Genomic DNA, 25942 nt, shown 5'->3' on the forward strand with positions numbered 1-25942 from the left:
AAAGCATTGGAAGTGCTTCTCTCGGCGATAAAAATCCAATATCATGACACATTTAACCAACTATATTATAGATAGTGCCGTTCATTCGGTACTATCTTTTTTGTTTTTATTTTTTTTTATCTCTAACCCATAATTTTTATGTCGGAGTTTAATAATAAAAACGATTATTCAGTACAGGTGTATCTGAATAATGAAAAAAGGCTTTTTACTGAATACGTACACTCAATTTATGCTTATACCCAATGGCTCAATAAACAGGGCATTTCTTGGGATTATATTTTGGTTTATGTCAGACGTACAAGGGCTGTACTGTGTTATTATAAGAATGGTGACTTTATAGATTCTAAACCGAATTTTACAACTCGAGGAAGAACAAAACAAGGTTGGTAATATTTTTAGCTGCTAAAAAAGCTAACTTATTAAATTTCAAAACATTAACGCATAAAAAAAAGAGGCTCAAACGCTATTTGCAGTAGCTCGCCTCTCATTGTGATAAAAATCGTTTCAAATATAATAAAAATATATAGAATAAAAAAAGAGCCTCAAACGGTATTGGAAGTACCTCGGCTCTCATTGATAAAAATCTATGACAAAGATAAAAAATAATTCGAATAAAACAACACATACTATAAATTATAGTTCAATAGATAAGCCATAATTCAGGCTTTATTCATATAATTTTTTTAATATCAGATCTTTTGGTACCAGATCACTGCCGCCGCGTTTTGTAAATTGTATTACACCATCTTCAATCATTAAAAATGCTGATGAACCAGAACCGCCTTTATCGATCAGTTTTATTTGAGCTCTGTCGCCTAATGGATAAACATATCCGGTAACATCTAAAACTTCAGAATTTAATTCTTTATGTTCACTTGTAACTTGTGCAGTTCCGGAAATCATATAATTAGATTGTGCAATTGTAATAGTAAAAAAATATTCTTTTTTACAGTCTTTGCATTTTTGCGATCCCCAGGTTCCGCTAAATTTATTGGTTTGCGAATAAACCTGACAGTTTATAAGAATCAGTAAAAGAATAATTTTTTTCATAAAATTTTGCATACATAGTTTACAAGCCAAATATAAATGAAAAAAGCATTACAAATTGTAATGCTTTATATTTCGCGTATTTGAAAAAATTATTTTACAGTTTTCAAATAAACCGATTTTCCGTTAAGTGAAACTTCAATTTGATTGGTCTTTTCTGTAAATGTTGTTCTTAAAACATTTCCTTTAAAAAGTGTTACGTCTCCATAAACTTTTCCGGTTTCATCAGAGATATATTCAAACAATACTTTTTTATTATCCGGTTCAATTCCTAATTTATAACTCGAAAATTTAGTTCCTTTTAAATCAAATTGCTGTTGAGAATCAATGATTTTTCCGTCAGCATAAAAATTTGTGATCGTTTTGCTTAAAGTAATATCAGGATAATATTGATTTACTTTTGTAAGCAATGCATATTGTTCGACATTTGCATCTTCTTGTTTGGAAGTAATTGTTTGCGAGAATGAAATAGTTGTAAAAATAAGCGCTAATAATAAAGTGATTTTTTTCATAATTTAAATTTTTAATTAATTGTTTCAAAATGTTTTCAAAACTTATATAATTACATTTTTTATAAAAAGTAATTATTTTATTAACAAGATACTAAATCTTTACCTTTGTACGAAATTAAAAGCAGTTTTTTAAGAAAATGACAACAAAAAAATACATTCAACTTATTCTTATTTTAGGTTCTTTAACCGCACTTGGTCCTTTTTCTATTGATATGTATCTCCCGGGTTTCTCTGGAATCGCAAAAGATTTAAATACTTCTGTGGCTAAAGTGTCAATGAGTTTATCGAGTTACTTTATTGGAATTTCTGCCGGACAATTACTTTACGGGCCATTATTAGATCGTTTTGGGCGTAAAAAACCATTATTTATTGGATTAATGGTTTATATTTTGGCTTCTTTAGGCTGCGTGTATGTTGCTGATATTGATTCGTTTATATTTCTGCGTTTTATTCAGGCGATTGGAAGTTGTGCCGCCACAGTTGCTTCAGTAGCAATGGTTCGTGATTTATTTCCTGTAAAAGATATTCCTAAAGTATTTTCGCTTTTAATGCTTGTTTTAGGGCTTTCGCCGATGCTTGCCCCAACAATTGGCGGTTACGTTACTGAGGATTACGGCTGGCATACAGTATTTCTTATTTTAATGTGCATGGGAATTGCTATTTTAATTGCATCTCAAGTCGGGCTTCCAAATAGTTATATTCCGGACACTTCTATTTCATTAAAACCAAAACCAATTATTTCAAACTTTTTCAATGTTTTAAAAGAGCCTCAGTTTTACACATATGCATTTACCGGAGCGATTGCTTTTTCTGGATTATTTACTTATGTAGCGGCCTCACCTATCATTTTTATGGACATTTATCATGTGGATGCCAAAACATACGGATGGATTTTTGCCTTCATGTCGGTTAGTTTTATTGGTTCGAGCCAGTTAAATTCGCTTTTATTGAAAAGATTTTCCAGTGAACAAATGATTTTTGCGGCATTAATTCTGCAATCTGTAATAAGTATCATTTTTTTGATACTATCACTAAATAATTTATTAGGATTGTATACAACCATTGCAATGCTCTTTTTATTTCTGGGATGTTTAGGGATTTCAAATCCAAATACTGCGGGACTTACAATGGCGCCATTTGCTAAAAATGCCGGAAGTGCTTCTGCTTTAATGGGGGCTATTCAGTTAGGTTTAGGATCTTTAGCTTCATTTGCAGTTGGAATTTTTGTGAAGAATTCTGTTGCGCCAATGGTACTTATTATGACAACAACGACAATTATCGCTTTTGGAGTTTTAAATATCGGAAAACGTTTCATTAAAAATAAAGTTGAAATTACCGAAAATGATGATGTTATTGCTGGACACTAAAAGTATATAATTTTCAATTTTTAAATTATAAATTCCAATGGATTGAGAATTTAAATATGTATAAAAAAGCCAGAATTTTTAAGTTCTGGCTTTTTTGTTTATGAAAATTGGAATTTGGAATTTTAAAAAATTAAAAATTTAAATACTTATTCCAATTGCTGCTTTTTATCTGGTCTTATAATCATTCTAAGAGATTGATCTCTTGCAAAGTAAGCAACCATCCAGTTCCAAAATGTATTTATTCTGTTTCTGTATGTAATTAAGGAAATCAAATGGATAAACAGCCAGATAATCCAGGCAAAAAATCCGTTAAAATGCCATTTTGGACTTGGCAAATCTACTACTGCTTTGTTTTTTCCAATAATAGCCATCGAACCTTTGTCATTGTAAATAAAGGGTTTCAATGGTTTGTTTTTAACCATTGCTTTAAAGTTTCTGGCTAAATTTAATCCTTGCTGAATTGCAACCTGAGCTACTTGCGGATGTCCGTCGGGGAAATTTTTATCACCTGCAGAGATTGCGGTGTCACCAATAGCATAAATATTTTCCAGCCCGTTTACTTTGTTAAATTGGTCTGTCGCCATTCGTCGGCCACGGCCATAACTTTCTTTCGGAATTCCTTCAAATAATTTGGCAGAAACCCCAGCGGCCCAGATTAAATTTTTGGTTTTTATGGTTTCGCCGTTTTCAAAAAACACGGTATCGTCGACATAATCAACAACACGGGTGTGAAGTTTTACCACAACTCCAAGATCTGTAAGGGCTTTGAGTGTATCTTTTTGAGAAGCCTCGCTCATTGGTGCAAGTAAAGCATCTCCTCCATCGACCAAATAAACATTACTCGCAGAGGTTTCTAATTCGGGATATTCTTTCAGCAGAATATTTTTTCGCATTTCGGCAAACATTCCTGAAACTTCAACTCCGGTCGGTCCTCCTCCGGCAACGACAATGGTTAATAATTTACGTCGTTTTCGGATATCTTTGGTAATGGCCGCTTTTTCAAGGTTTTTAAGCAAAGCATTTCGCATTTCGATGGCATCATTTAAGGTTTTCATCGGAATAGCATTTTTCATTACGTTTTCCATACCAAAATAACTCGTTTCGGCACCTGTTGCAAAAACCAGATAATCATAAGACAATTCACCATTGCTTAAAATTATTTTTTTTTCTGCAGGAACGACAGAAAGCAGTTCGCCTAAACGAAACTGCAGGTTCTTTTTGCCTGCAAAAAATTTTCTAAATGGATAACTAATGCTTGACGGTTCTAAAAAAGCCGTTGCAACCTGATATATTAGCGGAGGGAAAAAATTATAATTATTCTTGTCGACAAGGGTTACTTGTATATCCGGGTGGTTTACAAGCTCTTTTGCCAGATTTATGCCGGCAAAACCACCTCCTATTATGACTATGTTCATATATGTTGTTTGTTAAGTAGTATTATTGAGTGAAACGCTCTGTATAAATTTAACATTATAATTCTAAATAAAAAACCATTTTTAGTTTTCTTTTAGTTCTTTTACAGTTAATTTATCAATTCAAGTTTCATCATAATATCGGTCTGTTCATCATTTCCAAGTTTGAAAATATGCTTTTTAAATTCTACAAAACCATTCTTTTTGTAAAAGCTTAAAGCCCTGTGGTTTTCTTCCCAGACACCTAACCAGACATAGTCAGAGTTTTTGTTTTTTGCAATCTGGATTGCTTTTTCGTAGAGTAACTGCCCGACTTTTTTTCCATGAAATTCTTTTGAAACATAGATTCGCTCAATTTCAAGGGATTTTTTGTCTTGTAATTCAGTTTGAGATTCTCCCGAATTTATTTTTAAATAACCGATAACGGTATTATTCAGAATTGCGAAATAAAATTCCGAGTTTTCATTCGTTAATTCTTCAGTCAGTTTTTCTGTAGAAAAACTCTGCTCCAAATAATAATTCATGTTTTCTTCAGAATTAGCTTCTGAAAAAGTTTCTTTAAATGTCTGCCTGCCAATTTTTTGCAGCTGGTCAATTTCGGCAAGTGAAATTTTCTTTATTTGAATATCTTCCATTCTGGTTTATGTTGTATTTTAGGATTTAAATTCCTCATAAATTTACAACATAAATCAGCAGATTCAGAAGTTTGATGTGTTACTTTTTGAATTTTTTAACAGGCTTTTCAGTTACTTCAATTTTGTTTTGTAAGACATAATTGGCTAACAATTTTTCAATCAGTTCTTCTTTTGTAAGATGATGAAAAACGGTTTTTACCTTCGTTTTCAAATCATTCGAAATATCGTGATTGGGTTTTGTTTTGAAGATTTGCTTTGCCCATAAAAGCGTATTGTTTTCCTCAATGCTCAAAGCAGATGGTTTTTTAAACTCGGTAAATTTAAGTCCCAATTCTCTTTCAAAATCAGCAATTTCTCCAACTTCCTCTTCTTGAAGTACAGTTAATGAAAGTCCCTTTGCTCCTGCTCTTGCAGTTCTTCCGCTTCGGTGTACATAAGTTTCGTACGCGTCGGGCAAGTGGTAGTTTACCACATACGAAATTTCTTTTACATCTATTCCCCTTGCAGCTAAATCGGTTGCTACTAATATATTAATATGTCCTTCGCGGAATTGTTCCATAATTCTGTCCCGAATTCCCTGCGTTAAACTTCCGTGAATTGCGCCGGATGAAAAACGATTTATAGCCAGATTTTTGGCTAGTTTATTAACTGCAGCTTTGGTCTTGCAGAAGATAATGCCTCGTTCTCCGTCTCTTGAATTTAAAAAATGCATTAAAACATCTAATTTTTCAATGGGATCAACTACAATATATTCGTGATCAATTCCCTTGTTGCCGACAACTTCCATATTCGCACTTACCTGGACTACATTTTTATTTAAGTAATTCTGAACCAACTGCTTAATTGTTCCCGGTAAAGTTGCGGAAAATAATAAAGTACGGTGCTTTTTAGGAATTTCAGTTAAGATTTCGTCAAGGCTTTCTTTTAGAATTGAAACCATTTCATCGGCTTCATCTAAAATTAAATACTGGGTTTGTTTTAAATCAACTGCTTTTCTTTGGATCAAATCTATTAAACGTCCCGCAGTTGCCACAATAATATGTGTTGGTGTTGTAAGACGCTCGATTTGTGGTTTAATCGGGATTCCGCCACAAGCTGCGGCGATTGAAATATTTGGAATATACTTCGAAAAATCTTCTAAATTTCTAAAAATCTGATGCCCTAATTCTCGGGTCGGAACTAAAATTACAGCCTGAACAACAGGAGATTCTGTATTAATTAACTGCAATAAAGGGAGTCCAAATGCAGCGGTTTTTCCGGTTCCGGTTTTGGCTAAACCAACAACATCGTGGGTTTCAGTCAATAGAAGCGGAATTGTTTTTTGTTGAATTTCAGTGGGTTCAACAATATTTAACTCGCCTAAAGCTTTTAAAATTGGCGCTGAAAGTCCTAATGCTGAGAATTGTTTAGACATGTTTTTAGTTTTTTTTTGTTTAAAGTTTCAGGTTTCAAGTTACAACTGAATCTTAATAAGTTTGAAAGGAGAAATTACATATTAACGAATGCAATTTCTCCTTTTTAAATTATAATATTTTCAGATTCCAACAACTTGAAACATGAAACCTGAAACTTTTTTAAACTTTTACTATCAATCCGGTTCGTTCATGATTTTTTCGCGGTATTTTTTACCAACCAATAAGGTTAATCTTTGCTTGTAATCTTCCAGAAGCCATTCGCGGTAGTTTTTACTGCATTGGCTCAGACATTTTGCATAACGTTTAATCCTGCATTCAATATCATCTTCCAGCTCTTTAGATAATGCTTTTGCTTCCTGAAGTGTTTCCGTATTATCGACACACATTGCTGCATGCTGCTCCAGCGATTTATCTAAAACAATTTTAGAACGTAAATTTTGTTTTATAGCCAGTTTATGTTCTTCATCTACATCAAAAGTCACATCAGCAGTTTTACTGAATTTTGCTCTTAATTCAGGCGGCATACTGTATTTAAAGAACATTTCGATTTCGGTATCATCCCTTAAATTTTCAAGATAAAACTCAGGAGATTTAAAAATATGCTGCCAGTTAACAGGTTCGCTCCATAATCCAAAACGAGCGGCGTTGTTTCCTAAATCGATAACCGTAAATTCATCTTTACCAGGTAATTTACGAGATCCGCGGCCAATCATCTGGAAATATAATGTTAGTGATTTTGTTGCCCTGTTTAAAATAATAGTTTCAACGGTAGGTTCATCAAAACCGGTAGTCAAAATCCCTACAGAAGTCAAAATAGCATCCGGAGTTTTCTTAAACCATTGTAAAATATCCTTACGTTCTTCAGAACTGCTTGTATTATCAAGGTGTCTGATATCGTAACCTGCTTCTCTAAATGTATCATATACATATAAAGAAGTGTGAATACCATTATTGAAAATTAAGGTTTTCTTACCCAAAGAACGTTCTGTATAAGCATGAAGCAGTTTTTCCTGCATCAGAGAATTGGTATATAAATCATCAGAAGATTTTACGGTATAATCTCCGTTGATACCTACTTTTAATGAAGTCAAACCAACATCATAACTATATGTTGTGGCTCTCGCCAAAAATCCTTTGTCAATTAAAGAACCAATTGTATCACCAACGATAAGTTCGTCGTAGCTTTGGTGCATTGGCAATTTTATATTTGAACTCAAAGGTGTTGCTGTTACTCCAAGAATAAAAGCATTTTTAAAGGAGTTTAATAATTTTCTGAATGAATTATAGTGCGCCTCATCAATAATTACCAAACCAATATTGTCAAGATGCAGTTTCTCATCGTTGATACGGTTTTTCAAAGTTTCAACCATTGCAACGAAACAGGAATAATCATTTTGGTCCGGCAATTCTTTTACCTTGCTGTTGATTATTTTATTGCTTACGCCAAAGCCCTTCAGCATTTTTGAAGTTTGTTTGCAAAGCTCGATTCGGTGTGTTAAAACAACCACTTTTTTGTCATTATTTGATAAATAACGACGTACAATTTCTGAGAATATTACTGTTTTTCCGCCTCCAGTTGGCAATTGATACAATAAATGATGTTTTGGAGGAGCATTATCTAAGCGGTCAAAAATAGCGTCAATATCGCCTTTTTGGTATGCATAAAGTTCTTTTTTCTCTTCTCTTTCTATTTCTAAAGTGTTTTGAGACATTGTTTATTTTTGGATTTTTGCAAAAATACACACAAAAAACAGTTAATCATCTTATTTTAACCTAAAATAAATGTTTTTTTTAAATAAGATTTTTTATAGGAAGTGGTTTTAAAAGTCAATTTTATCGAAAATGGCTTCAAATTCATATCTGTTTTTCCATTTTTGCTGCAAAGTTTCTTTATAAATGGCCTCAATCCTTGCTTTAAATTCAGGCAGGATTCCATTGGAAATAACAAAATTTACCGCTTGTTCAAATGAATTAAAGATACTTTTGTAAAACAATTCCTGCTTTATTAAATTGTTTGAAGAATAGGTTTGTGCAATTTCGATATTATAAAACATTAAATCTGCAATAATAAATGCATCAACGCCTAAAGAAATGAAATGTTTTATGATTTTTTGAGCCACAGAACGACGCATTTTAGCCCGTGGACGCCATTTTGCATTTGGCTTTTTTACCGGAAAATATTCGTGAGAAATTTTAACCTTAGATTCCTGCAGTAATTTGTCTTCTTTTGGATTAAAAACAAAATCATAATACACTTTTACAGGACTGAATTTTTCATACAGTTCAATAAGCTGTTCTTCGAGTTGTTCTTTGCTTAATTCGGCTAAATATTTTTTCAGATCGCGTTTGCTCATAATGTAAAGATAATTTTCAAATTTTTAAATTCCAAATTCCAATTCCGGATGCTCTGAGTTGATTAATTTCTACGAATTAAAATTTTCTTTTAAACCCTCAAATCAATACAGAATCCTTAATTTTGCCGGCATAAATAAAAAAAATATACACATGCTTAAAATTTTTAAAGTTACCGCCATTTTAGAAGGAATCTCTTATTTAGTTTTATTTGCCAACATGCTGATCATTAAAACTAACAATCCTGAACTTTATCATACTTTATTGCGTCCATTAGGAATGACACATGGTGTTTTATTTATTGGTTACATCGTTTTGGCTATTTTATTAAAGAAATCTCAAAACTGGGATTTTAAAACTTTTGCGATAATATTAATTGCTTCTCTAATTCCGTTTGGAACATTTTATATCGAGAAAAAATATTTAGAGAATAAAGCAAATGCTTAAGCTTTTGGATAAAATATTTAATTTTTTATATCCGCTTTTCAGAGATTGGGGAATGAGTCGCAATTTTGCGTCTTATATAAGCCTTATCTTTAATATTGCCATTATGGTCGCTTTGGCGTATGCCATTTATTATGCTGCAAAATTTGTTTTGGTTACAATGACAGCGATATTTGCACAGCGCACCAAAACCAAGTTCGACGACTATTTAATTCACAACAAAACCACAAAATACACCGCGTATTTAATTCCGTTTTTCTTCATTTATAAAGCTGTCCCAATTATTCTGGATAAATACGAATATTGGGAATTACTTTTTGGGAAAATTGTTGGTATTTATATCGTTTTGATCAGTTTATGGATTATCAGAACGATTTTTAATGCACTGCGCGATTATTTAAAACAAAAACCAGAATACAGCGACAAACCTATTGACAGTTTCGTTCAGGTTATTATGATCGTGCTCTGGATTTTTGGTGTAGCGATGATTATTTCGACGTTGTTTGGAATCAAAAAAGGGGAATTGCTAACTATTTTAGGAACACTTTCGGCGATTATCATCCTGATTTTCAGAGATACAATTTTAGGATTTGTTTCGAGTGTTCAGGTTGCCATAAATGATATGGTGCGTATTGGCGACTGGATTACAATGGACAAATTTGGTGCTGACGGCGATGTTATCGAAATTAATCTGACTACGGTAAAAGTTCGAAATTTCGACAATACGATTACCACGATTCCAACTTACGCGCTGAGTTCCGACTCTTTTCAGAATTGGCGCGGTATGCAGAAATCTGATGGAAGACGTATAAAAAGGCATATTTTAATCAAAAGCAGCAGTATTAGATTTCTAAATAATGATGATCTTAATCACATGAAAGAAATACAGCTTATTACTTCTTACATTGATACCAGGCAGGCAGAAATTGAAAAGTATAACGCGCTTCGGGGAATTGATAAATCGCTTTTGCTGAATGGTCGAAACATGACCAATTTAGGTTTGTTTAGAAAATATATAATGCAGTATTTATTAGATCATCCGGGCCTGAATAAAAACATGCATATTATGTGCCGCCAGCTGCAGTCGACTGCGCACGGAGTTCCTTTAGAAATTTATGTGTTTTCGAGTGATAAACGCTGGGCCAATTACGAATATATAATGTCTGATATTTTTGATCATATTATGGCTTCGGTTATTTATTTCGATCTTGAAATTTTCGAACTTCCATCGCAGATTGGACGTTTGGATAGATAGTTTAATTTTGTTTCAGGTTTAAAGTTTCAGGTTGTTTGCGTTCAGTGCAGAACTTGAAACATGAAACTTGAAACAAAAAAACTTACTTTTTAATCTCTTCAAAAACAAACTTAGGATCGTTGTAATTTAAAGTTCCGGAAATAAAACACGGAAGACTCATATAAGTTCCTATTATGCCGTTTCCCAAAATTAATTTGTTTTGTTTTTTAAGCAGGGCTATCGGAATTCTTTTCCAGCTTCCTCCGTTAGAAATAAAATGAAAATCGCCTCTAAAAGTATCTCCCTTTATATCCCCTCTTACATCTCCGGAATCTTTTCCTGTTTTATAATAAGATATTTCGTAACGGCCAAAAAAACGATTATCGCTTATATTAAGTGCCAAAATTGTAGTATCCTTGTCGTTTACTGCACGATAAAAAACCTCTTTATAACCGTTTTTATCTTTAGAATTGCATGAAACTATTATGCTGAAAATTAATAGAAGAAAGAGAAAAGATTTAAAATTCATTTTTTAAACAACTTAATTTTTAGTTTTTATCAATTGAAAAATCTGAACTAAAAGAACTCCAAATAATACACCAATTGCAAATATGGAAAGAAAATCAACATTTCGAATATTTGCTATGGCATTATTTCTGAAATAAGCTCCGGATGCAATAATAAGAAGAATAACGGTCAGGATAATTGATTTGTTTTTCATAATGCTGGTTTTTTGAAAATTAACTTTTAATAAATGTATAAAATATAATTTATTAAAAGTTTTTTTTCTAAATTTAAAAGAAAAAACATGGCAGATAGAGACACTTTTTTAAGAGAATTCAGAGGAGAAACTTTAGGAACTGTAAGTGCTCAATCTTCACCAGATGAAATCTTTCAAAATCAAACGATTAGGCCAATTTTAAAACTTCAGAACGATTTGTTTATTGCGGTTTTTATAAATTATGTCAATAAAAACAAAGCCGATTTTTATTCCTATTCTGTTGAGAAGAAACTCCAGACAATCGAAAATTCCATTCAGAAAGATATTAAGTTCAGAAATTCCCTAAAAGGAATTGTAATGGCACTTTTTACAACTGAAGAATACGAAACTTATATTCAGAATTCATCAAGTTTAAACAAACGAATGATGAATTTATTAATTGAAAGACTGAAAAGTCAGGTGCAGTTGTTTGAGGTTGAATCGAATTGAACAGGTAATGAAAATTGAAATTATCGAAGATAAAAAACAAAGCCTATTTGTTTATAATAATGATGAATTATTATTTTATTCAGTAATCAAGTTTAATTGGCTTAGAAGAAATTCGATAAAGATTTTTGACGGAAACGATAATCTTATTATTGAACTTAAAACCTATGAATCTCCTTTTAGGTCTTCTAAATATAAAATTCAATTTCAGGATGAAAATATTCAAATTATAACAGAAGATTATATTTCTGTTGATGAAAATATAATTTTGAAAAATAACAGAAGCACTTTTTTATCTTTTAATCAAAATTGTTTTTATACTTATGGTGAAAATAAAGTAGCAGAAACAAAACAGAAATTATGGAATTCTCCTCAAAAGATAATCTTAAATATTGATGAAAAATATTTGAGCTTTTTAAAATTTATTGTAATTCATATTTTATCAACTAAAACGGGATCCAATTCGAATTCCGATTAAAATTTTATTTTAAGATGTTCAGCCAATTCCGAAATAAATTCTCTTTAACCGACGAAAAATGGAGCGAATACATTGCGTATTTCAATCGTATTGAAGTTCCTGCCAAAACGGTTTTAATAGAAGAAGGCGAGGTTTCTAAAAAGCTTTTTATAATCGAAAAAGGCTGTATCAGGGTTTGGTTTAATAATAACGGAAAAGATTTGACTTCGCAGTTTTTTTTCGAAAATCAGAGTGTTGCTTCAATCGAAAGTTTTATGAAAAAATTCCCCAGTCCGGTTGTGGTTGAAACAATCGAACCGTCTGTCTTATGGTGGATTCATAAAAAAGATGTTGATACAATTCTTGAAGAAATTAAAGAAATTCCAGAGCTTCGCGATTTGCTCATTAATATGCTTTTTCAGAGAACATTTGATTATATGAAATATTTTTTCTCTTTTATAAAAGACTCTTCTACCCAGCGTTATCTTAATTTAATTGAAGAAAAACCTCAAATTGTACAAAGAGTTCCGCAGCATTATATTGCTTCTTATCTTGGAGTAAGCACTGTTCATTTAAGCCGAATCAAAAGCAAATTATTGCACAAGAAATAATCAAAATGTATTTGATAACAAATGTTATCGTCTGCCCGTAAACGGCTGTATAATTTTGCTTCATAAAATTTAATACTTATAAAAATTATGAAAGCAGCAGTAGTTTATAAAAAAGGTGAATTGCCAAAATATGCAGAATTTCCAGAGCCAATTGCGGCAAATGAAAACGAAGTTTTAATATCAGTTAAAGCTGTAGCCATTACAAATCTCGACAAAGGAATTGTCAGCGGCCAGCATTATTCTTCAGAAAATGAGAATCAAAACGGAACTGTAATTGGCAGCGACGCAATTGGCATATTAGAAAATGGAACGAAAGTGTATGCTCGCGGCATTTCCGGAACAATTGCAGAAAAAGCTTTGGTAGAGAAAAACAGAATGGTTATTGTTCCTAATGGAATTGATAATGAAATTGCGGCTGCAATGCCCAATTCGGTAGCGGGTTCTGCAATGGCGCTTCGTTTTAGAGCCGGAATAAAACCGGGAGAAACTGTTTTAATAAATGGAGCAACGGGTTTTACGGGGCAAATGGCAGTTCAGATTGCCAAATATTATGGTGCGAAAAAAATAATCGTAACCGGAAGAAACGAAAAAACACTACAAAGTCTTTTAGAATTAGGTGTAGATGAAATTATTTCTTTAAAACAAGATGACGAATCGATTGTTGCACAGCTAAAAGAAATCCACCAAAATACCCCGATAGATATTGTTTTAGATTATTTGTGGGGACATTCTGCAGAGCTTATTCTTTCGATTTTAAAAGGGAATGGAAATTTTACGACTAAAACACGTTATGTTTCAATTGGTTCTATGTCTGGAGATCTTATTCAGTTATCTGCTCAGATTTTGCGAAGTGTTGATCTTCAATTGTCTGGTTCAGGTTTAGGAAGCTGGACTAAAGAGGAAGTGAAATTATTGTTTTCAGAAGTACTTCCGGAAATGTTTCTTTTAGCTTCTCAAAATAAATTAAAAGCCAATATTGAAAAAGTAAATTTAATCGACATAGAAAAAATGTGGAACTCAGAAGTTCCAGATGGTAAAAGATTAGTGGTTATTATTTAAGGTTCTAAGTAGCTAAGGTTCTAAGACACTAAGTTTTTAACTTATAATCAACTTAGCATCTTAAAATCTTAGAATCTTAGCGTATTAGTATCTTAGAACCTCAAACAAAATTTCTTCAAATCTATTTTTAGCTAAAAACTGGTCTTCAAGTGCTTTTGTAAACGGAATTGGCGAATCTAAACTGGCCACTCTTTTTACCGGAGCATCTAAATGTTGAAAGCATTCTTCCATAATTAAAGCAGAAATATCACTTGCAATTCCGCCAAACAGAGTATCTTCCTGATAAATAATTGCCTTTCCTGTCTTTTTAACCGAAGCAAAAATAGTTTCAGTATCAAGCGGCTTAAGTGTTCTTAAATCAATTAATTCGGCTTCGATTTCAGGATGTTTTGCCAAAGTTTCTAAAGCCCAGTGAACGGCTGCTCCAAAGGCTATAATAGTAACTGCTTTTCCTTCTTTTATTAAAGATGCTTTTCCAAACGGAATGGTATAATAATCTGTTGGAACATCCTGATAAATACTTCTGTATAATTGTTTGTGTTCAAAAAACAAAACCGGATTTGGATCGTTAATTGCTGTATTTAACAAGCCTTTTGCATCATATGGAAAGGCCGGATAAACTACTTTTAAACCCGGGGTTTTGGTAAACCACGCTTCGTTTGTCTGAGAATGAAATGGTCCCGCCTGTGTTCCTCCGCCGCAAGGCATTCGAACTACAACATCGGCTTTTTCGCCCCAGCGGTAATGTGATTTTGCCAATAAATTGACAATTGGGTTAAAACCTGTAGAAACAAAATCAGCAAACTGCATTTCGACAATGGCTTTATAATTATTGATTGATAATCCCATTGCAGCCGAAACAACGGCACTTTCGCAGATTGGTGTATTGCGTACCCGATCTTTGCCAAAAGCATCAATAAATCCTTCTGTAATTTTAAAAGCACCACCATATTCAGCAATGTCCTGCCCCATAATGACCAGGTTTTTATTACGCCACATAGATTGTTCTAAACTATTTCGGATAGCATCTATAAAACGAATATTTTTTACTTCTTCACCATGAGTATATTCTTCATATTCAAAGTCTTTGTAAACATCATCTAATTCTCCGCTGTAAGTCGGCTCTATTTCAGGTTCGGCATTTGCCATCGCCCAGTTTTCGTCGATTTCCAGCTTAATTTCAGCACGCAATTTTTCGTCGAGTTCTTCGGTAAGAATTCCAGTTTCGGTTAGATATTTTTTATAATTGGCAACAGGATCTTTAGCTTCCCATTCATCCATTAATTCCTGCGGAACGTATTTTGTACCACTCGCCTCTTCATGACCGCGCATTCTAAAAGTTTTAAATTCTAATAAAACCGGATGCGGGTTTTCTATCATTTCTTCTTTTAAACGAGATAATTTATTGTAGACCTCTACAATATTATTTCCGTCAATAATCCAGCTTTCTATGCCGTAGCCAATTCCTTTATCGGCCAGGTTTTCGCATAAATATTGTTCGTTTGTTGGTGTAGAAAGTCCGTAACCATTGTTTTCAATAATAAACATAACCGGAAGTTTCCAAACCGCGGCAATATTCAAAGCTTCGTGAAAATCGCCTTCGCTTGTGGCGCCTTCTCCGGTAAAAACGGCTGTAATTTTTTTATTATTCTGAAGTTTATCTGCTAAGGCAATTCCGTCAGCTATTCCTAACTGCGGACCCAAATGCGAAATCATTCCTATAATATTGTATTCCTGAGTTCCAAAGTGGAAACTTCTGTCACGGCCTTTTGTAAAACCATTTGCTTTTCCCTGCCATTGCGAAAAAAGCCTGTGCAGCGGAATATTTCTGGTTGTAAAAACCCCAAGATTTCTATGCATTGGCAAAACATATTCAGAATCGTCTAAAACAGCGGTAACTCCTACTGCAATAGCTTCCTGGCCAATTCCTGAAAACCATTTTGAAACCTTTCCCTGCCGAATTAAAATAAGCATTTTCTCTTCGATCAGCCGGGGCTTGAGGATTTTTTTATATAAATCTAGTAATTTTTCATCAGTAAGGTTTTGTCTGTAAAAGATCATTGGAATATGTTTTTTATTCAAATATATAAAAATATAACATTTTAGGTATTATTTGTTAAATAATTTAAAAATGCTCCTAGTTTAAATTCGGAATAAAAGTAGATAAAATAATTATAGTTTTTCCAGTTAAAAAATTGAAGAATGAATAAAAAAATATTTTTTTATTTGCGAGCAATTTTCGTGGCGTTTTACTTATAAATATAACGCATTAAATTTTAAGTTTTTAAATGTAAAATGTAAATTTTGTATTAAAAATTAGACATAAAACTAAATTTTATCTCCAATTATAAAATTCAAATCTAAAATATTATCTACCTTTGTTTTGGAAAGGTCAGGTACCTTTTTTCTTAAATAAAAATGTAAAGTATGCAAAACATTCCTAGTGTAGACTTACGTGATTTCCTTTCGGACGACCCGAAACGTAAACAAAAATTTGTAAATGAAATCGGCAGTGCATTTGAAAACATTGGCTTCGTTGCCTTAAAAGGTCATTTCTTAGATGACAAACTGGTAGACGAGTTGTATGGTGAAATTAGAAAATTTTTCGCCTTGCCAGTAGAAACTAAGCATAATTATGAAATTCCCGGTATTGGCGGACAAAGAGGTTATGTATCTTTTGGAAAAGAGCATGCTAAAGGCCGTAAAGAGGGAGATTTAAAAGAATTCTGGCATTTTGGACAGTACGTTGATAAAGATTCAAAATGGGCAGGCGAATATCCGGATAATGTAGAAGTTAAAGAATTGCCTCGCTTTAACGAAGTAGGAAAAGAAGCTTATCAAATGCTTGAAAAAACAGGTATTTATGTTCTAAGAGCTTTAGCTTTACATCTTGGTTTGGATGAGTTTTATTTTGATGAATATGCAAAAGAAGGAAACTCTATTTTGAGACCAATTCATTATCCTCCAATTACTTCTGAACCGGAAAATGCAATTCGTGCAGCAGCTCACGGTGATATTAATTTGATTACTTTATTAATGGGCGCTCAGGGCAAAGGACTTCAGGTTCAAAACCATGACGGCGAATGGATCGATGCTATTGCAGAAGATGATGAATTAGTAATTAATGTTGGTGATATGTTATCAAGACATACCAATAATAAACTGAAATCTACGATTCACCAGGTTGTAAATCCTCCTAGAGAACTTTGGGGAACTTCTCGCTATTCTATTCCGTTTTTTATGCATCCTGTAAGTGATATGCGTCTGGATTGCCTTAAAAACTGTGTTGATGAAGAAAATCCTAAGAAATATGAAGATATCAGCGCAGGAGAATTTTTACATGAACGTTTAGTAGAATTAGGGTTAATCAAAAAGTAAATCCTTTATTCTCAATTAATAAAAATTCCAAATTCCAAATAACTTAATTTTTGGGATTTGGAATTTAATTTTTATGTATTTTTAAATATTGGAATTTAATAAAAATATGGACTTAAAAGATCAATTAAAAAACCTGTTTCCGGATCACGAAGAATCAAACGAACCAGAAGAAATTCAGGAAAAAGATCACGTTTTGTATGTTCAAAAAGAACCTATGATCTGTAAATTTGAAAAACGAAAAGGCAAGCCAACTACCATAATTGAAGGTTACGAAGGAAGCGATGAAGATTTTAAAGTATTGGCCAAAGAAATAAAAACAAAATTGAGCGTTGGCGGTACTTTCAAAGATGATTCAATTATCATACAAGGCGATTACCGCGATAAAATTATGGCTATTTTAAAAGAAAAGGGATTTAAAACAAAACGTGTTGGAGGGTGAGAAAGTTTCAAGTTTAAAGTTTCACGTTCTCTACAGCAACTTGAAACCTGAAACAAAAAAACTCAGAACCTTTGCAACTTAGAATCTTAGCACCTTAAAAAATGATAAAAGAATCAGAATTAATACTTAATCCGGACGGAAGTGTTTACCATTTAAACCTTCGTCCAGAACATATTGCCAACGATATTATTTTTGTTGGAGACCAAAACAGAGTAGAAAAAATTACACAGTTTTTTGATTCTATTGAATATTCAACTCAAAAAAGAGAATTTAAAACGCAGACCGGAATTTATAAAGGCAAAAGAATTTCTGTAATGTCAACCGGAATCGGTCCGGACAATATTGATATCGTTTTAAATGAATTAGACGCCTTGGTGAATATTGATTTAAAAACACGTGAACCAAAAGAGAACTTAACGTCTTTAAATATTATCAGAATTGGAACTTCGGGTTCTCTGCAGGCTGATATTCCTGTGGACAGTTTTGTAATGTCTAAGTTCGGACTTGGACTGGATAATATGCTTCGCTCCTATTTAATTGATAAAGTTTCGAATACAGCACTTGAGGACGCTTTTATTACCCATACCAATTGGGATATCCGAAAAGGTAGACCTTATGCTATTGCCTGTTCTGAAAAATTGGAGAAAATCATTGAATCAGATAAAATTTTTAAAGGAATAACTGCAACAGCCGGAGGTTTTTATGGTCCGCAGGGTCGTGTTTTACGACTAAATATTCAGGACGAAGAATTAAATAACAAAATGGATAATTTTGATTTTAACGGCAGTCCGGTAACTAATTTAGAGATGGAAACAGCAGCAATATATGGGCTTTCTTCGCTATTAGGACATAATGCGTTATCTTTAAATGCTATTATTGCCAATCGTGCCTCGGGAACTTTTAGTCAGGATCCTTATAAAGCCGTTGACGCATTAATTACATATACCTTAAATAAACTGGCTGGTAATTAATGCATAGCAAATCAGAAAACTATCTTTGAAATATTTATAGGTCTAATTAAAAAATTGAATGATGTTTTTAAGAGTGGCGCGGCATACGAATGATTTAAAAAAAATCGAAGATTTTTATGTAGATATTCTTGGTTTTGAACAATTGGGAGGTTTTGAAAACCACAATAACTATGATGGAATTTTTATTGGTAAATCTGGTTTAGACTGGCATTTTGAGTTTACCAAATCTAATGTAAAAGCCATACATTCTTTTGATGAAGAAGATGTTATCGTGCTGTACCCCAAAACAATTTCAGATTATAATGAATTAATAAACAAACTTATACATAATAATATCTCAACGATAACTGCAGCTAATCCTTTTTGGAATGAAAACGGAAAAATGATTCAGGATCCTGATGGTTATCGTATAGTAATATCACCTTTAAAAGCAGTAATAAACGAAATAGAATAATGCAGGAAACACATAAAAAAATATTATTTAAATATTATAGTGATTATTTAGAAGAAACAGTCTCAGAAACCATGTGGGCTGAAATTGTAGATCTGGAAAAAGGACTTTTTAAATTAGATAATATTCCGTTTTTTGGACCTTTAATCGCCACAGATGATTTATTTTACGCCGAATTTGATAAAGATGAAGATCGTCTCGTATATAAAGAAACAATAGAAAATTCCGGAAATTCAATCGTTCAGGTTATTATACTGGAAAAAGAATTTGACAAGGAAATTATCAGGGAAAAACTGAAAGCCATTAATTGCTTATCAGAAGGTTTAAATGACAATTTTATTTCTGTAGAAGTAGTTCGCGATGTCGATTATTCGATCGTAAGAAGTGTATTAAACGAATATGAATCTCAGGAAATTATTCAATATGCAGAACCTTGTCTTTCAGATAAACACAGAGCTGATTTATTAAAAAATTAAACTTACAAACTTAAGAATACGCATACCAACTTAACTTAAACTTAAATTATAATGAAAACTGTAAAAATTGCGGGTGTTCCTGAACACTTCAATCTGCCATGGCATTTATGCATTGAAAATGGCGAGTTTGAAGCAGAAAACATCGATTTACAATGGAAAAATATTCCGGAAGGAACCGGAAAAATGTGCCAGATGCTTCGTGATGGAGAAACAGACATGGCCGTAATCCTTACAGAAGGCATTGTAAAAGATATTACGGCAGGAAATCCAAGTAAAATTGTTCAGATTTATGTGCAGTCGCCTTTAATATGGGGAATTCACGTTGCGGCAAAATCAGATTTTAAAACGGTAAAAGATCTGGAGAATAAAAAAGTGGCCATTTCCAGAATTGGTTCCGGTTCGCAGTTAATGGCGTATGTAAATGCCAATGAACAAGGCTGGAACAGTGATAATCTGCAATTTGAAATTATAAATACTATTGACGGCGCTGTCGAAGCACTCACAAACGGAACCGCAGATTATTTTATGTGGGAACGTTTTATGACAAAACCTCTTGTAGATAAGGGAATTTTCAGACGTGTAGGCGACTGCCCTACTCCATGGCCTTCTTTTGTTATTGCGGTTCGCGATGAATTTTTAAAGAAAAATCCAAAAGTAATCGAAAAAGTATTAGAAATCATCAACAAAGCAACGCATGATTTTGCGCAGATTCCGGATATAGATAAGACGCTGGCAGATTTATTTGATCAAAAAGCTGAAGACATTCAGGAATGGCTGAAATTGACACAATGGTCTCAAAAACATTTAAGTGAAAAAGCATTTATCAAAATTCAAAATCAATTATTTGATCTGGGAATTATTGATAAAAAAAGTACTTTTGTTGAAACGGTAAAAGCGCTGTAAATACTGCTTTTTATTTATATGATAAATTTCCCTAAAATTGACCTGCCGCAGTTAAAATCCAAATTACAGGTGAAATCACCTTGGGATAGGATTATTATTTCGGTTTTAAGTCTTTTAATAACAATTCCGATATTTATCATACTGCACCAAAACCTTATTGACTTAAAATGGGCTTTTAATCTGGACAGGGTTTTTATTTTCATTTTTGTTTTTGCTGCAGTTTTTTTTCTTTTAATGTACCTGCGCACAATCATTATTTTGTGTGTCGCGGTGTATTTATTGATTTTATTTTACGGATCAGTGATTGGAAATTATGGTTTTAGTGAGATTTCTGAAGATTATAACTCGATGATTTATACCATGTCAGACAATCCATATCCGCAAGATATAATTGTGGCCAAGCTGCTTCCGTTTCCCAATAAATCAAAAATTATAAGTGCTATTGAATATCAAAATCCAAAAGTGCGAAATTTTGCCATAATGGCGACAACAAAATACTTTAAAGGAATAAAGGGCTATTCTGATTACAGAACAATTATTCAGTGTTTTGCTGTTTTTAAAGAAATTAACAGCCGTTGGAACTATGTAAATGATCCAAAAGAAGGCGATTACATTGCAACGGCCAGTGAATCATTAGAATATTTTTCAGGTGACTGCGACGATCATTCAATTTTGATGGCTGCTGCAATTCGTTCTATTGGCGGAACTCCAAGGTTGATTCATACCAAAGGCCATATATATCCTGAAATTTTAATTGGTTCGATGATTGATCTTGAGAAAGTCAATTATTTAATAAAAAATGTCCTTTTTCAAAAAGAAAGCTACGGTAAAAACCTGCATTACCATATAGACGAAAGAGGTCAGGTTTGGATGAACCTGGATTATACTGCAACTTATCCGGGCGGTCCTTTTATGTACGAAGAAATACTTGGAGCGCTGACTCTAAATTGATTTTAAAAAAACGGTCTGTTTATATGTTTTTCTGTTAAAATATTAGTAATCAATGGTTTTAAATGCACTTTCTGTGACTATAATGTGAAGGATAAAAGTTTTTTTTGTACCTTTTCCTATCTAATTATTAATCACAAAATCATGAAAAATTCTAAACTATTTATCTTCGCGCTTGCATTGGCAGCAGTATTAATGATTTCATGTTCTAAGGGTAGAAATAAATTGATAAACTCTTGGAAAGTAACAGCCGTAGAACCGAAGACCCCTATTTCGGATTCGCTTAAAACTGTAATTTTAACAGATGGAACCTTAACATTTACAAAAGACGGACATGTGACCGGATTCTTAACCAGAGAAATTACAAATGGTACTTATGCATTGACAAAAGGTGGAAAAAATTTGGTGATTAAAGATGAAGTTGGGACACCCTACCCTTGCGAAAGCACTATTACAAATGATGAATTGGTACTGGATACCAAAGAAATGAAACTCACACTCAAGAAAATATAAAGTTTTTTTTAAGATGCTAAGATACTAAGGTTTTAAGATGTTAAGTTTTTCACTCGGAGCACACTTAACCTCTTAGAACTTTAGCAGATTTAATACCATTAATTTATGAAATTAAAAAAGAGATTATCAGCAATTTCGGCCTTTTTGTGCCTATTATTTTGTACTGAAAAAGTGAATCCATGCACCAGAATAGTATATGAAGGTCTAAATGGTACAATTATTACAGCACGTTCAATGGATTGGAAAGGCGAAATTCCAGCCAATTTATGGCTTTTTCCAAGAGGAATTGAACGATTTGGAGAAGCAGGAAATAACTCGCTGAAATGGAAATCAAAATACGGAAGTGTGATAACCAGTTCCTGGGATATTGCTTCATCTGACGGAATGAACGAAAAAGGCCTTGTTGGAAATCTTTTATGGCTCGTAGAATCTACCTATCCTAAATTTGTAAAAGACGGTCCTGTAAAAGGACTTGCGGTTTCTTTGTGGCTGCAGTATGTTTTAGACAATTATGCCACAGTTGCCGAAGCTGTAACGGCTCTGGAAAAAAAAGATTTTGTGGTAGCTTCATCCCACATTCCGGGAACAAATATTTTTGCTACGGTACATTTGTCTTTATCAGATTCTTCCGGAGACAATGCCATTTTTGAATATATAAACGGAAATTTGGTTGTTCATCACGACAGAAAATATGTTGCAATGACCAATTCGCCTGTTTTTGAAGAACAATTAGCCATTAATACCTATTGGAAAAGCATTCCGGGAACGATAATGCTTCCGGGAACTAACCGCGCAGCAGATCGCTTTGTAAGAGCGTCTTATTATATTGATGCGATCCCTAAAACAGATAATGTCAGAACAGCGCTTTCGAGTGTTTTTGGTGTTATCAGAAATTGTTCTGTACCGCTTGGAATTTCTTCGGAAACTGAACCTAATATTTCTTCTACACGTTGGAGAACTGTAGCCGATCAGAAGAATTTGGTTTATTATTTTGATAATGTACTGAACCCGAATGTGGTTTGGGTTGAATTCAGCAAACTGGATTTTAGTGAAAAAGGAAAAATCAAAAAATTAAGTCTGGCAAATAATGAAAATTATTCCGGAGAATCATCGATGAATTTTAAACCAGCTTCATCATTTAAATTTGCCGGATTAGATTAAATCTATAAAACGAAGCCTTCTAAGATGTAGAGGGCTTTTTTATTCCCTCAAAATTTTCTCCATTTTTTTTCCTTTGGCAAGTTCGTCAACTAATTTATCCATGTAACGAATTTTCTGCATTAACGGATCTTCGATATCTTCAATGCGATATCCGCAGATCACTCCTGTAATTTTTGAAGCATTCGGATTAAGAACTGGTGCTTCTGCAAAAAACGTCTGCAGGTCAACTTTCTTTTCAATCTTATCTTTAAATTGTTTAGCCGTGTAACCTGTAAGCCAGAGTATAACGGTGTCTACTTCTTCTGCTGTACGGTTTTTTCTCTCAGCTTTTTCTTTATACATTCTATAAATACTCGCAAACGAATATTCAAACACTTTTGTATTGTTCATCTTTTTCCCTTTTGTATTAGATTAAAATTATAAAAATTAATCGTAATTACTTCCCGTGTAATCTATTAAATAATCTTTTTTTGGAAAAAAAGCATAAAAAATATTGCGCAGTCAAATAACTGCATTATATTTGCAGTCAAATAACTGCACAATGGAAATACGTAGAGATGTTTTTCAGGCAATTGCCGACCCGACCCGAAGAGCTATTTTAAATCTGGTTGCCATTCAGGCTATGACTCCGGGTACAATAGCTGAAAATTTTGATTCGTCAAGACAAACAATATCAAAGCATATAAAAATCCTGACAGAATGTGAATTGCTTGACCAACAGCAGAATGGCAGGGAAATTTATTATTATATAAATCCAAAAAAAATTAAAGAAGTGGCTGATTTTATAGAACCTTTCCGCCAAATGTGGGACGAGCGTTTTAATAAATTAGAAAGTATAATGAAAAACTACAAACCCAAAAAAGATTAGTTTATGGAAAAGAAAACAAAAATTACTGCCGAAAACGGCCAGCAGGAAATAGTGATTACAAGAGAGTTTGATCTTCCGCTTGAATTACTTTTTAAAGCCTATGCCGAAGCTGAAATCGTAGAGGAATGGATGGGAACAAAAGTTTTAAAATTAGAAAATAAAAAATACGGCGGCTGGCAGTTTGAAACCAAAGATCCTAACGGAAATGTAGTTTTTAGTGCCAATGGTGTTATTCATGATTTTGTTCCGGAGAAGAGTATCGTAAGAACATTTGAAATGGAAAATGCCAATTTTGCCCCTCAATTGGAGTTTTTGGAATTTGAAAAACTAACAGAAGAAACAAGCAAATTAACCATTCAGACTATTTACAAATCGGTTGAGCACAGGGATTATCAGTTAAAACTCCCATTTGCACAAGGACTTAACATGGCACATAATCGTTTAGAAGAAATCGTAAAACAATTAAAATAATTTACCATGAGCAAAAGAAACAAAATTATTTACTGGATTGCCACACTTTGGCTTGCATTAGGAATGGCTTCAACCGGCATCGTTCAAATATTAAAAATGAAAGAAGAAGCCGATATGATGACGCATTTAGGTTATCCGCTTTATTTTTTAACAATCTTAGGAATTTGGAAAATATTAGGTGTTATCGCTATTTTAATCCCAAAATTTCCATTGTTAAAAGAATGGACGTATGCCGGTTTCTTTTTTGCGATGAGCGGTGCGATATTCTCTCATTTTGCTGTAGGAGATTCTGGTATAGAATACTTCGGGCCTTCACTATTATTAATTTTAACTGTTATTTCCTGGTATTTCAGACCTGCAGAAAGAAAAACCATATAGTTTAGTTTACAGTCTCAGTTTTCAGTATTTGTACACTGTAAACTGAGACTGCAGACTATAACTTAAATCACCTCATTAAAGAAATCCATTAAAAGCTGTAGATTATTTTCATGGTGCATTGCCTCTGTTTGCTGTAAAGTTATTTGAGTAATTTCAGAAGTTCTGCTGCACATTTTTCTCTCAAAAAAACCAATCGCATCTTTCATGTTTTCAAATTGTTTAGAAGTTAATACTTCATATAATTCTAAGGCATCTGCCAAAGCCTGATTTGCACCTTCGCCTGCATACGGCGGCATACGGTGCGCTGCATCGCCAATCATCGTTAAATTAGAAAGCGGTTCCCACGATTGATCTAAAGGGAAATGATACATGGGGCGTGGAATAATCCACATTTCATCTGATTCAAAAAGTTCCAGCCATTCTGAATTCCAATTTGCAAATTCAGCTTTAAACCATTCAGATACAGATGTTTTATCTTTAAAATCAATTCCCGAATCAGAAATCCATTTTTGATCTGTTTTTATTCCAATTAAAACAGTAAGCGTTCCATCGCCTTTGGCACTAAACAAAACCGTTTTTCCTTCGTCTAAAGCAAAAACTTTTCCGTCATTTACCAAATTCCATAGTTTTGGTGCATTCTTTTCGGCATTATAAACATTAATTTCAATGGCTGTTACGCCTGAAAATACCGGCTGAATATCAGTAATATATTTTCTAACTTTTGAATTCGCACCATCAGAAGCAATCACAAAATCGGCATAAGCTGTTGTTCCGTTTTCAAAAGAAATTTCCCAGCCCTCGCCTGCCGGTTTCATTTCTGTGAATTTCGAATTCCAAATCACATTTTCTTCTTTAAGAGAAGCAATCAATATATCTCGCAGAGGACCGCGGTCAATTTCCGGACGAAAATGCTCATTTCCAAAATCTTCGTTTGGTTTTTCCTGATGATCATCATATAGAATATGCATATTTCGATCTGTAATTTTCATTTTATCAGCTCCGGGGCGATAGTGTTTTTTAAATTCATCCATTAACCCCGCTTCTGTCATTGCTTTCAAACCTGTATCGTCATGCAGATCAAGCGTTGAACCCTGCTGCCGGACACTTCGGTTTTCGTCTCTTTCATAAACTTTTACATCTGCACCCTTTTCCTGCAGTAATCGGGCAAGCATTAATCCGCCGGGCCCGCCGCCAATTATAGCTGTTCTTTTATTATCTAGTAGCATAATTCTG

At 33.3% G+C, this 25942-nt stretch carries 32 protein-coding genes; 20 read left to right on the forward strand and 12 right to left on the reverse strand.

The genetic code is table 11. The features are described 5' to 3' along the window. Positions 1-138: 138 nt before the first annotated feature. Positions 139-390, forward strand: coding sequence for a hypothetical protein (locus tag ASE21_RS21860; protein WP_057123041.1), 252 nt, complete (start codon positions 139-141; stop codon positions 388-390). 276 nt (positions 391-666) lie between these two features. Here the strand turns inward: ASE21_RS21860 and ASE21_RS12780 are convergent, their stop codons facing one another. Together ASE21_RS12780 and ASE21_RS12785 are read right to left on the reverse strand one after the other, a co-directional pair. Beyond that, on the reverse strand, positions 667-1050 hold the full coding sequence (locus tag ASE21_RS12780; protein ID WP_057123201.1) for a hypothetical protein: 384 nt from the start codon (positions 1048-1050) through the stop codon (positions 667-669). An 89-nt stretch (positions 1051-1139) separates the two neighbouring features. After that, complete coding sequence (locus ASE21_RS12785) at positions 1140-1559, reverse strand: hypothetical protein (protein WP_057123042.1); 420 nt, start codon at positions 1557-1559, stop codon at positions 1140-1142. Between the two features lie 137 nt (positions 1560-1696). Between ASE21_RS12785 and ASE21_RS12790 the strand changes: the two genes are divergently transcribed. Continuing rightward, positions 1697-2926 (forward strand): multidrug effflux MFS transporter, encoded by a 1230-nt coding sequence (locus ASE21_RS12790; RefSeq protein ID WP_057123043.1) that lies wholly within the window; start codon positions 1697-1699, stop codon positions 2924-2926. A gap of 146 nt (positions 2927-3072) precedes the next feature. Here the strand turns inward: ASE21_RS12790 and ASE21_RS12795 are convergent, their stop codons facing one another. The 5 genes from ASE21_RS12795 to ASE21_RS12815 all read right to left on the reverse strand — a co-directional run bounded on the left by ASE21_RS12795 (position 3073) and on the right by ASE21_RS12815 (position 8742). After that, entirely contained in the window at positions 3073-4341 is a 1269-nt protein-coding gene (locus ASE21_RS12795) for an NAD(P)/FAD-dependent oxidoreductase (protein ID WP_057123044.1), read from the reverse strand. A gap of 107 nt (positions 4342-4448) precedes the next feature. After that, positions 4449-4973, reverse strand: coding sequence for a GNAT family N-acetyltransferase (locus ASE21_RS12800; protein WP_057123045.1), 525 nt, complete (start codon positions 4971-4973; stop codon positions 4449-4451). Between the two features lie 79 nt (positions 4974-5052). Next, positions 5053-6387, reverse strand: coding sequence for a DEAD/DEAH box helicase (locus tag ASE21_RS12805; RefSeq protein ID WP_057123046.1), 1335 nt, complete (start codon positions 6385-6387; stop codon positions 5053-5055). A gap of 174 nt (positions 6388-6561) precedes the next feature. Further along, complete coding sequence (locus ASE21_RS12810) at positions 6562-8100, reverse strand: DEAD/DEAH box helicase (protein ID WP_057123047.1); 1539 nt, start codon at positions 8098-8100, stop codon at positions 6562-6564. 108 nt (positions 8101-8208) lie between these two features. After that, positions 8209-8742 (reverse strand): DUF6155 family protein, encoded by a 534-nt coding sequence (locus ASE21_RS12815; protein ID WP_057123048.1) that lies wholly within the window; start codon positions 8740-8742, stop codon positions 8209-8211. Between the two features lie 151 nt (positions 8743-8893). Here ASE21_RS12815 and ASE21_RS12820 point away from each other — a divergent pair, with 151 nt between their 5' ends. Both ASE21_RS12820 and ASE21_RS12825 read left to right on the forward strand, forming a co-directional pair. Beyond that, positions 8894-9187, forward strand: a complete 294-nt coding sequence (locus tag ASE21_RS12820) for a DUF3817 domain-containing protein (protein ID WP_057123202.1) — start codon at positions 8894-8896, stop codon at positions 9185-9187. Next, on the forward strand, positions 9180-10439 hold the full coding sequence (locus ASE21_RS12825) for a mechanosensitive ion channel family protein (protein ID WP_057123049.1): 1260 nt from the start codon (positions 9180-9182) through the stop codon (positions 10437-10439). Before ASE21_RS12820 ends, ASE21_RS12825 begins: the two co-directional genes overlap by 8 nt. 82 nt (positions 10440-10521) lie before the next feature. Here ASE21_RS12825 and ASE21_RS12830 read toward each other — a convergent pair whose 3' ends face one another. Beyond that, a complete protein-coding gene (locus ASE21_RS12830) occupies positions 10522-10947 on the reverse strand; it encodes a hypothetical protein (protein ID WP_057123050.1) in 426 nt (141 codons plus the stop codon). A 12-nt stretch (positions 10948-10959) separates the two neighbouring features. Continuing rightward, on the reverse strand, positions 10960-11139 hold the full coding sequence (locus ASE21_RS12835; protein WP_057123051.1) for a hypothetical protein: 180 nt from the start codon (positions 11137-11139) through the stop codon (positions 10960-10962). A gap of 87 nt (positions 11140-11226) precedes the next feature. On the opposite strand from ASE21_RS12835, the gene ASE21_RS12840 reads away from it, so the two are divergent. The 4 genes from ASE21_RS12840 to ASE21_RS12855 all read left to right on the forward strand — a co-directional run bounded on the left by ASE21_RS12840 (position 11227) and on the right by ASE21_RS12855 (position 13752). Then, on the forward strand, positions 11227-11628 hold the full coding sequence (locus tag ASE21_RS12840) for a hypothetical protein (RefSeq protein WP_057123052.1): 402 nt from the start codon (positions 11227-11229) through the stop codon (positions 11626-11628). A 7-nt stretch (positions 11629-11635) separates the two neighbouring features. Next, entirely contained in the window at positions 11636-12103 is a 468-nt protein-coding gene (locus tag ASE21_RS12845; protein ID WP_057123053.1) for a hypothetical protein, read from the forward strand. Between the two features lie 14 nt (positions 12104-12117). Further along, complete coding sequence (locus ASE21_RS12850; RefSeq protein WP_057123054.1) at positions 12118-12693, forward strand: Crp/Fnr family transcriptional regulator; 576 nt, start codon at positions 12118-12120, stop codon at positions 12691-12693. Positions 12694-12780: 87 nt separating this feature from the next. Next, positions 12781-13752, forward strand: coding sequence for a zinc-binding alcohol dehydrogenase family protein (locus ASE21_RS12855; protein ID WP_057123055.1), 972 nt, complete (start codon positions 12781-12783; stop codon positions 13750-13752). Positions 13753-13836: 84 nt separating this feature from the next. Here the strand turns inward: ASE21_RS12855 and ASE21_RS12860 are convergent, their stop codons facing one another. After that, positions 13837-15813 (reverse strand): thiamine pyrophosphate-dependent enzyme, encoded by a 1977-nt coding sequence (locus ASE21_RS12860; protein WP_057123056.1) that lies wholly within the window; start codon positions 15811-15813, stop codon positions 13837-13839. Between the two features lie 366 nt (positions 15814-16179). Between ASE21_RS12860 and ASE21_RS12865 the strand changes: the two genes are divergently transcribed. The 9 genes from ASE21_RS12865 (at position 16180) to ASE21_RS12905 (ending at position 22992) form a co-directional block, all read left to right on the forward strand. Further along, entirely contained in the window at positions 16180-17130 is a 951-nt protein-coding gene (locus ASE21_RS12865; protein WP_057123057.1) for an isopenicillin N synthase family dioxygenase, read from the forward strand. Between the two features lie 106 nt (positions 17131-17236). Further along, positions 17237-17569: a translation initiation factor gene (locus tag ASE21_RS12870; RefSeq protein WP_057123058.1), complete on the forward strand. Its 333-nt coding sequence runs from the start codon at positions 17237-17239 to the stop codon at positions 17567-17569. Between the two features lie 101 nt (positions 17570-17670). Continuing rightward, complete coding sequence (locus ASE21_RS12875; RefSeq protein WP_057123059.1) at positions 17671-18540, forward strand: nucleoside phosphorylase; 870 nt, start codon at positions 17671-17673, stop codon at positions 18538-18540. Between the two features lie 58 nt (positions 18541-18598). Next, the gene (locus ASE21_RS12880) at positions 18599-18994 is read left to right on the forward strand and encodes a VOC family protein (protein ID WP_242410270.1); all 396 of its coding nucleotides are present in this window, start codon (positions 18599-18601) and stop codon (positions 18992-18994) included. Next, a complete protein-coding gene (locus ASE21_RS12885; RefSeq protein ID WP_057123061.1) occupies positions 18994-19467 on the forward strand; it encodes a DUF4265 domain-containing protein in 474 nt (157 codons plus the stop codon). Before ASE21_RS12880 ends, ASE21_RS12885 begins: the two co-directional genes overlap by 1 nt. Before the next feature lie 51 nt (positions 19468-19518). After that, a complete protein-coding gene (locus ASE21_RS12890; RefSeq protein WP_057123062.1) occupies positions 19519-20370 on the forward strand; it encodes a substrate-binding domain-containing protein in 852 nt (283 codons plus the stop codon). 18 nt (positions 20371-20388) lie between these two features. Beyond that, positions 20389-21321, forward strand: coding sequence for a transglutaminase-like domain-containing protein (locus tag ASE21_RS12895; protein ID WP_057123063.1), 933 nt, complete (start codon positions 20389-20391; stop codon positions 21319-21321). A 222-nt stretch (positions 21322-21543) separates the two neighbouring features. Further along, positions 21544-21831, forward strand: coding sequence for a hypothetical protein (locus tag ASE21_RS12900; RefSeq protein WP_242410271.1), 288 nt, complete (start codon positions 21544-21546; stop codon positions 21829-21831). 105 nt (positions 21832-21936) lie between these two features. Next, a complete protein-coding gene (locus ASE21_RS12905; protein ID WP_057123065.1) occupies positions 21937-22992 on the forward strand; it encodes a linear amide C-N hydrolase in 1056 nt (351 codons plus the stop codon). Between the two features lie 39 nt (positions 22993-23031). Here ASE21_RS12905 and ASE21_RS12910 read toward each other — a convergent pair whose 3' ends face one another. Then, positions 23032-23382, reverse strand: coding sequence for a DUF2200 domain-containing protein (locus tag ASE21_RS12910; protein WP_057123066.1), 351 nt, complete (start codon positions 23380-23382; stop codon positions 23032-23034). A 151-nt stretch (positions 23383-23533) separates the two neighbouring features. On the opposite strand from ASE21_RS12910, the gene ASE21_RS12915 reads away from it, so the two are divergent. From ASE21_RS12915 to ASE21_RS12925, 3 genes are read left to right on the forward strand one after another with little or no spacing between them, the layout of a single operon-like run. Continuing rightward, positions 23534-23860, forward strand: coding sequence for an ArsR/SmtB family transcription factor (locus tag ASE21_RS12915; RefSeq protein WP_053473207.1), 327 nt, complete (start codon positions 23534-23536; stop codon positions 23858-23860). 3 nt (positions 23861-23863) lie between these two features. After that, positions 23864-24331, forward strand: a complete 468-nt coding sequence (locus ASE21_RS12920; protein ID WP_057123067.1) for an SRPBCC domain-containing protein — start codon at positions 23864-23866, stop codon at positions 24329-24331. A gap of 6 nt (positions 24332-24337) precedes the next feature. After that, entirely contained in the window at positions 24338-24709 is a 372-nt protein-coding gene (locus tag ASE21_RS12925; protein WP_057123068.1) for a DoxX family protein, read from the forward strand. Positions 24710-24771: 62 nt separating this feature from the next. Here ASE21_RS12925 and ASE21_RS12930 read toward each other — a convergent pair whose 3' ends face one another. Continuing rightward, a complete protein-coding gene (locus ASE21_RS12930; protein WP_057123069.1) occupies positions 24772-25935 on the reverse strand; it encodes an FAD-dependent oxidoreductase in 1164 nt (387 codons plus the stop codon). Positions 25936-25942 lie beyond the last annotated feature (7 nt).

The organism is Flavobacterium sp. Root901 (assembly GCF_001429765.1).
In the GTDB taxonomy this organism is placed as follows: Bacteria; Bacteroidota; Bacteroidia; order Flavobacteriales; family Flavobacteriaceae; genus Flavobacterium.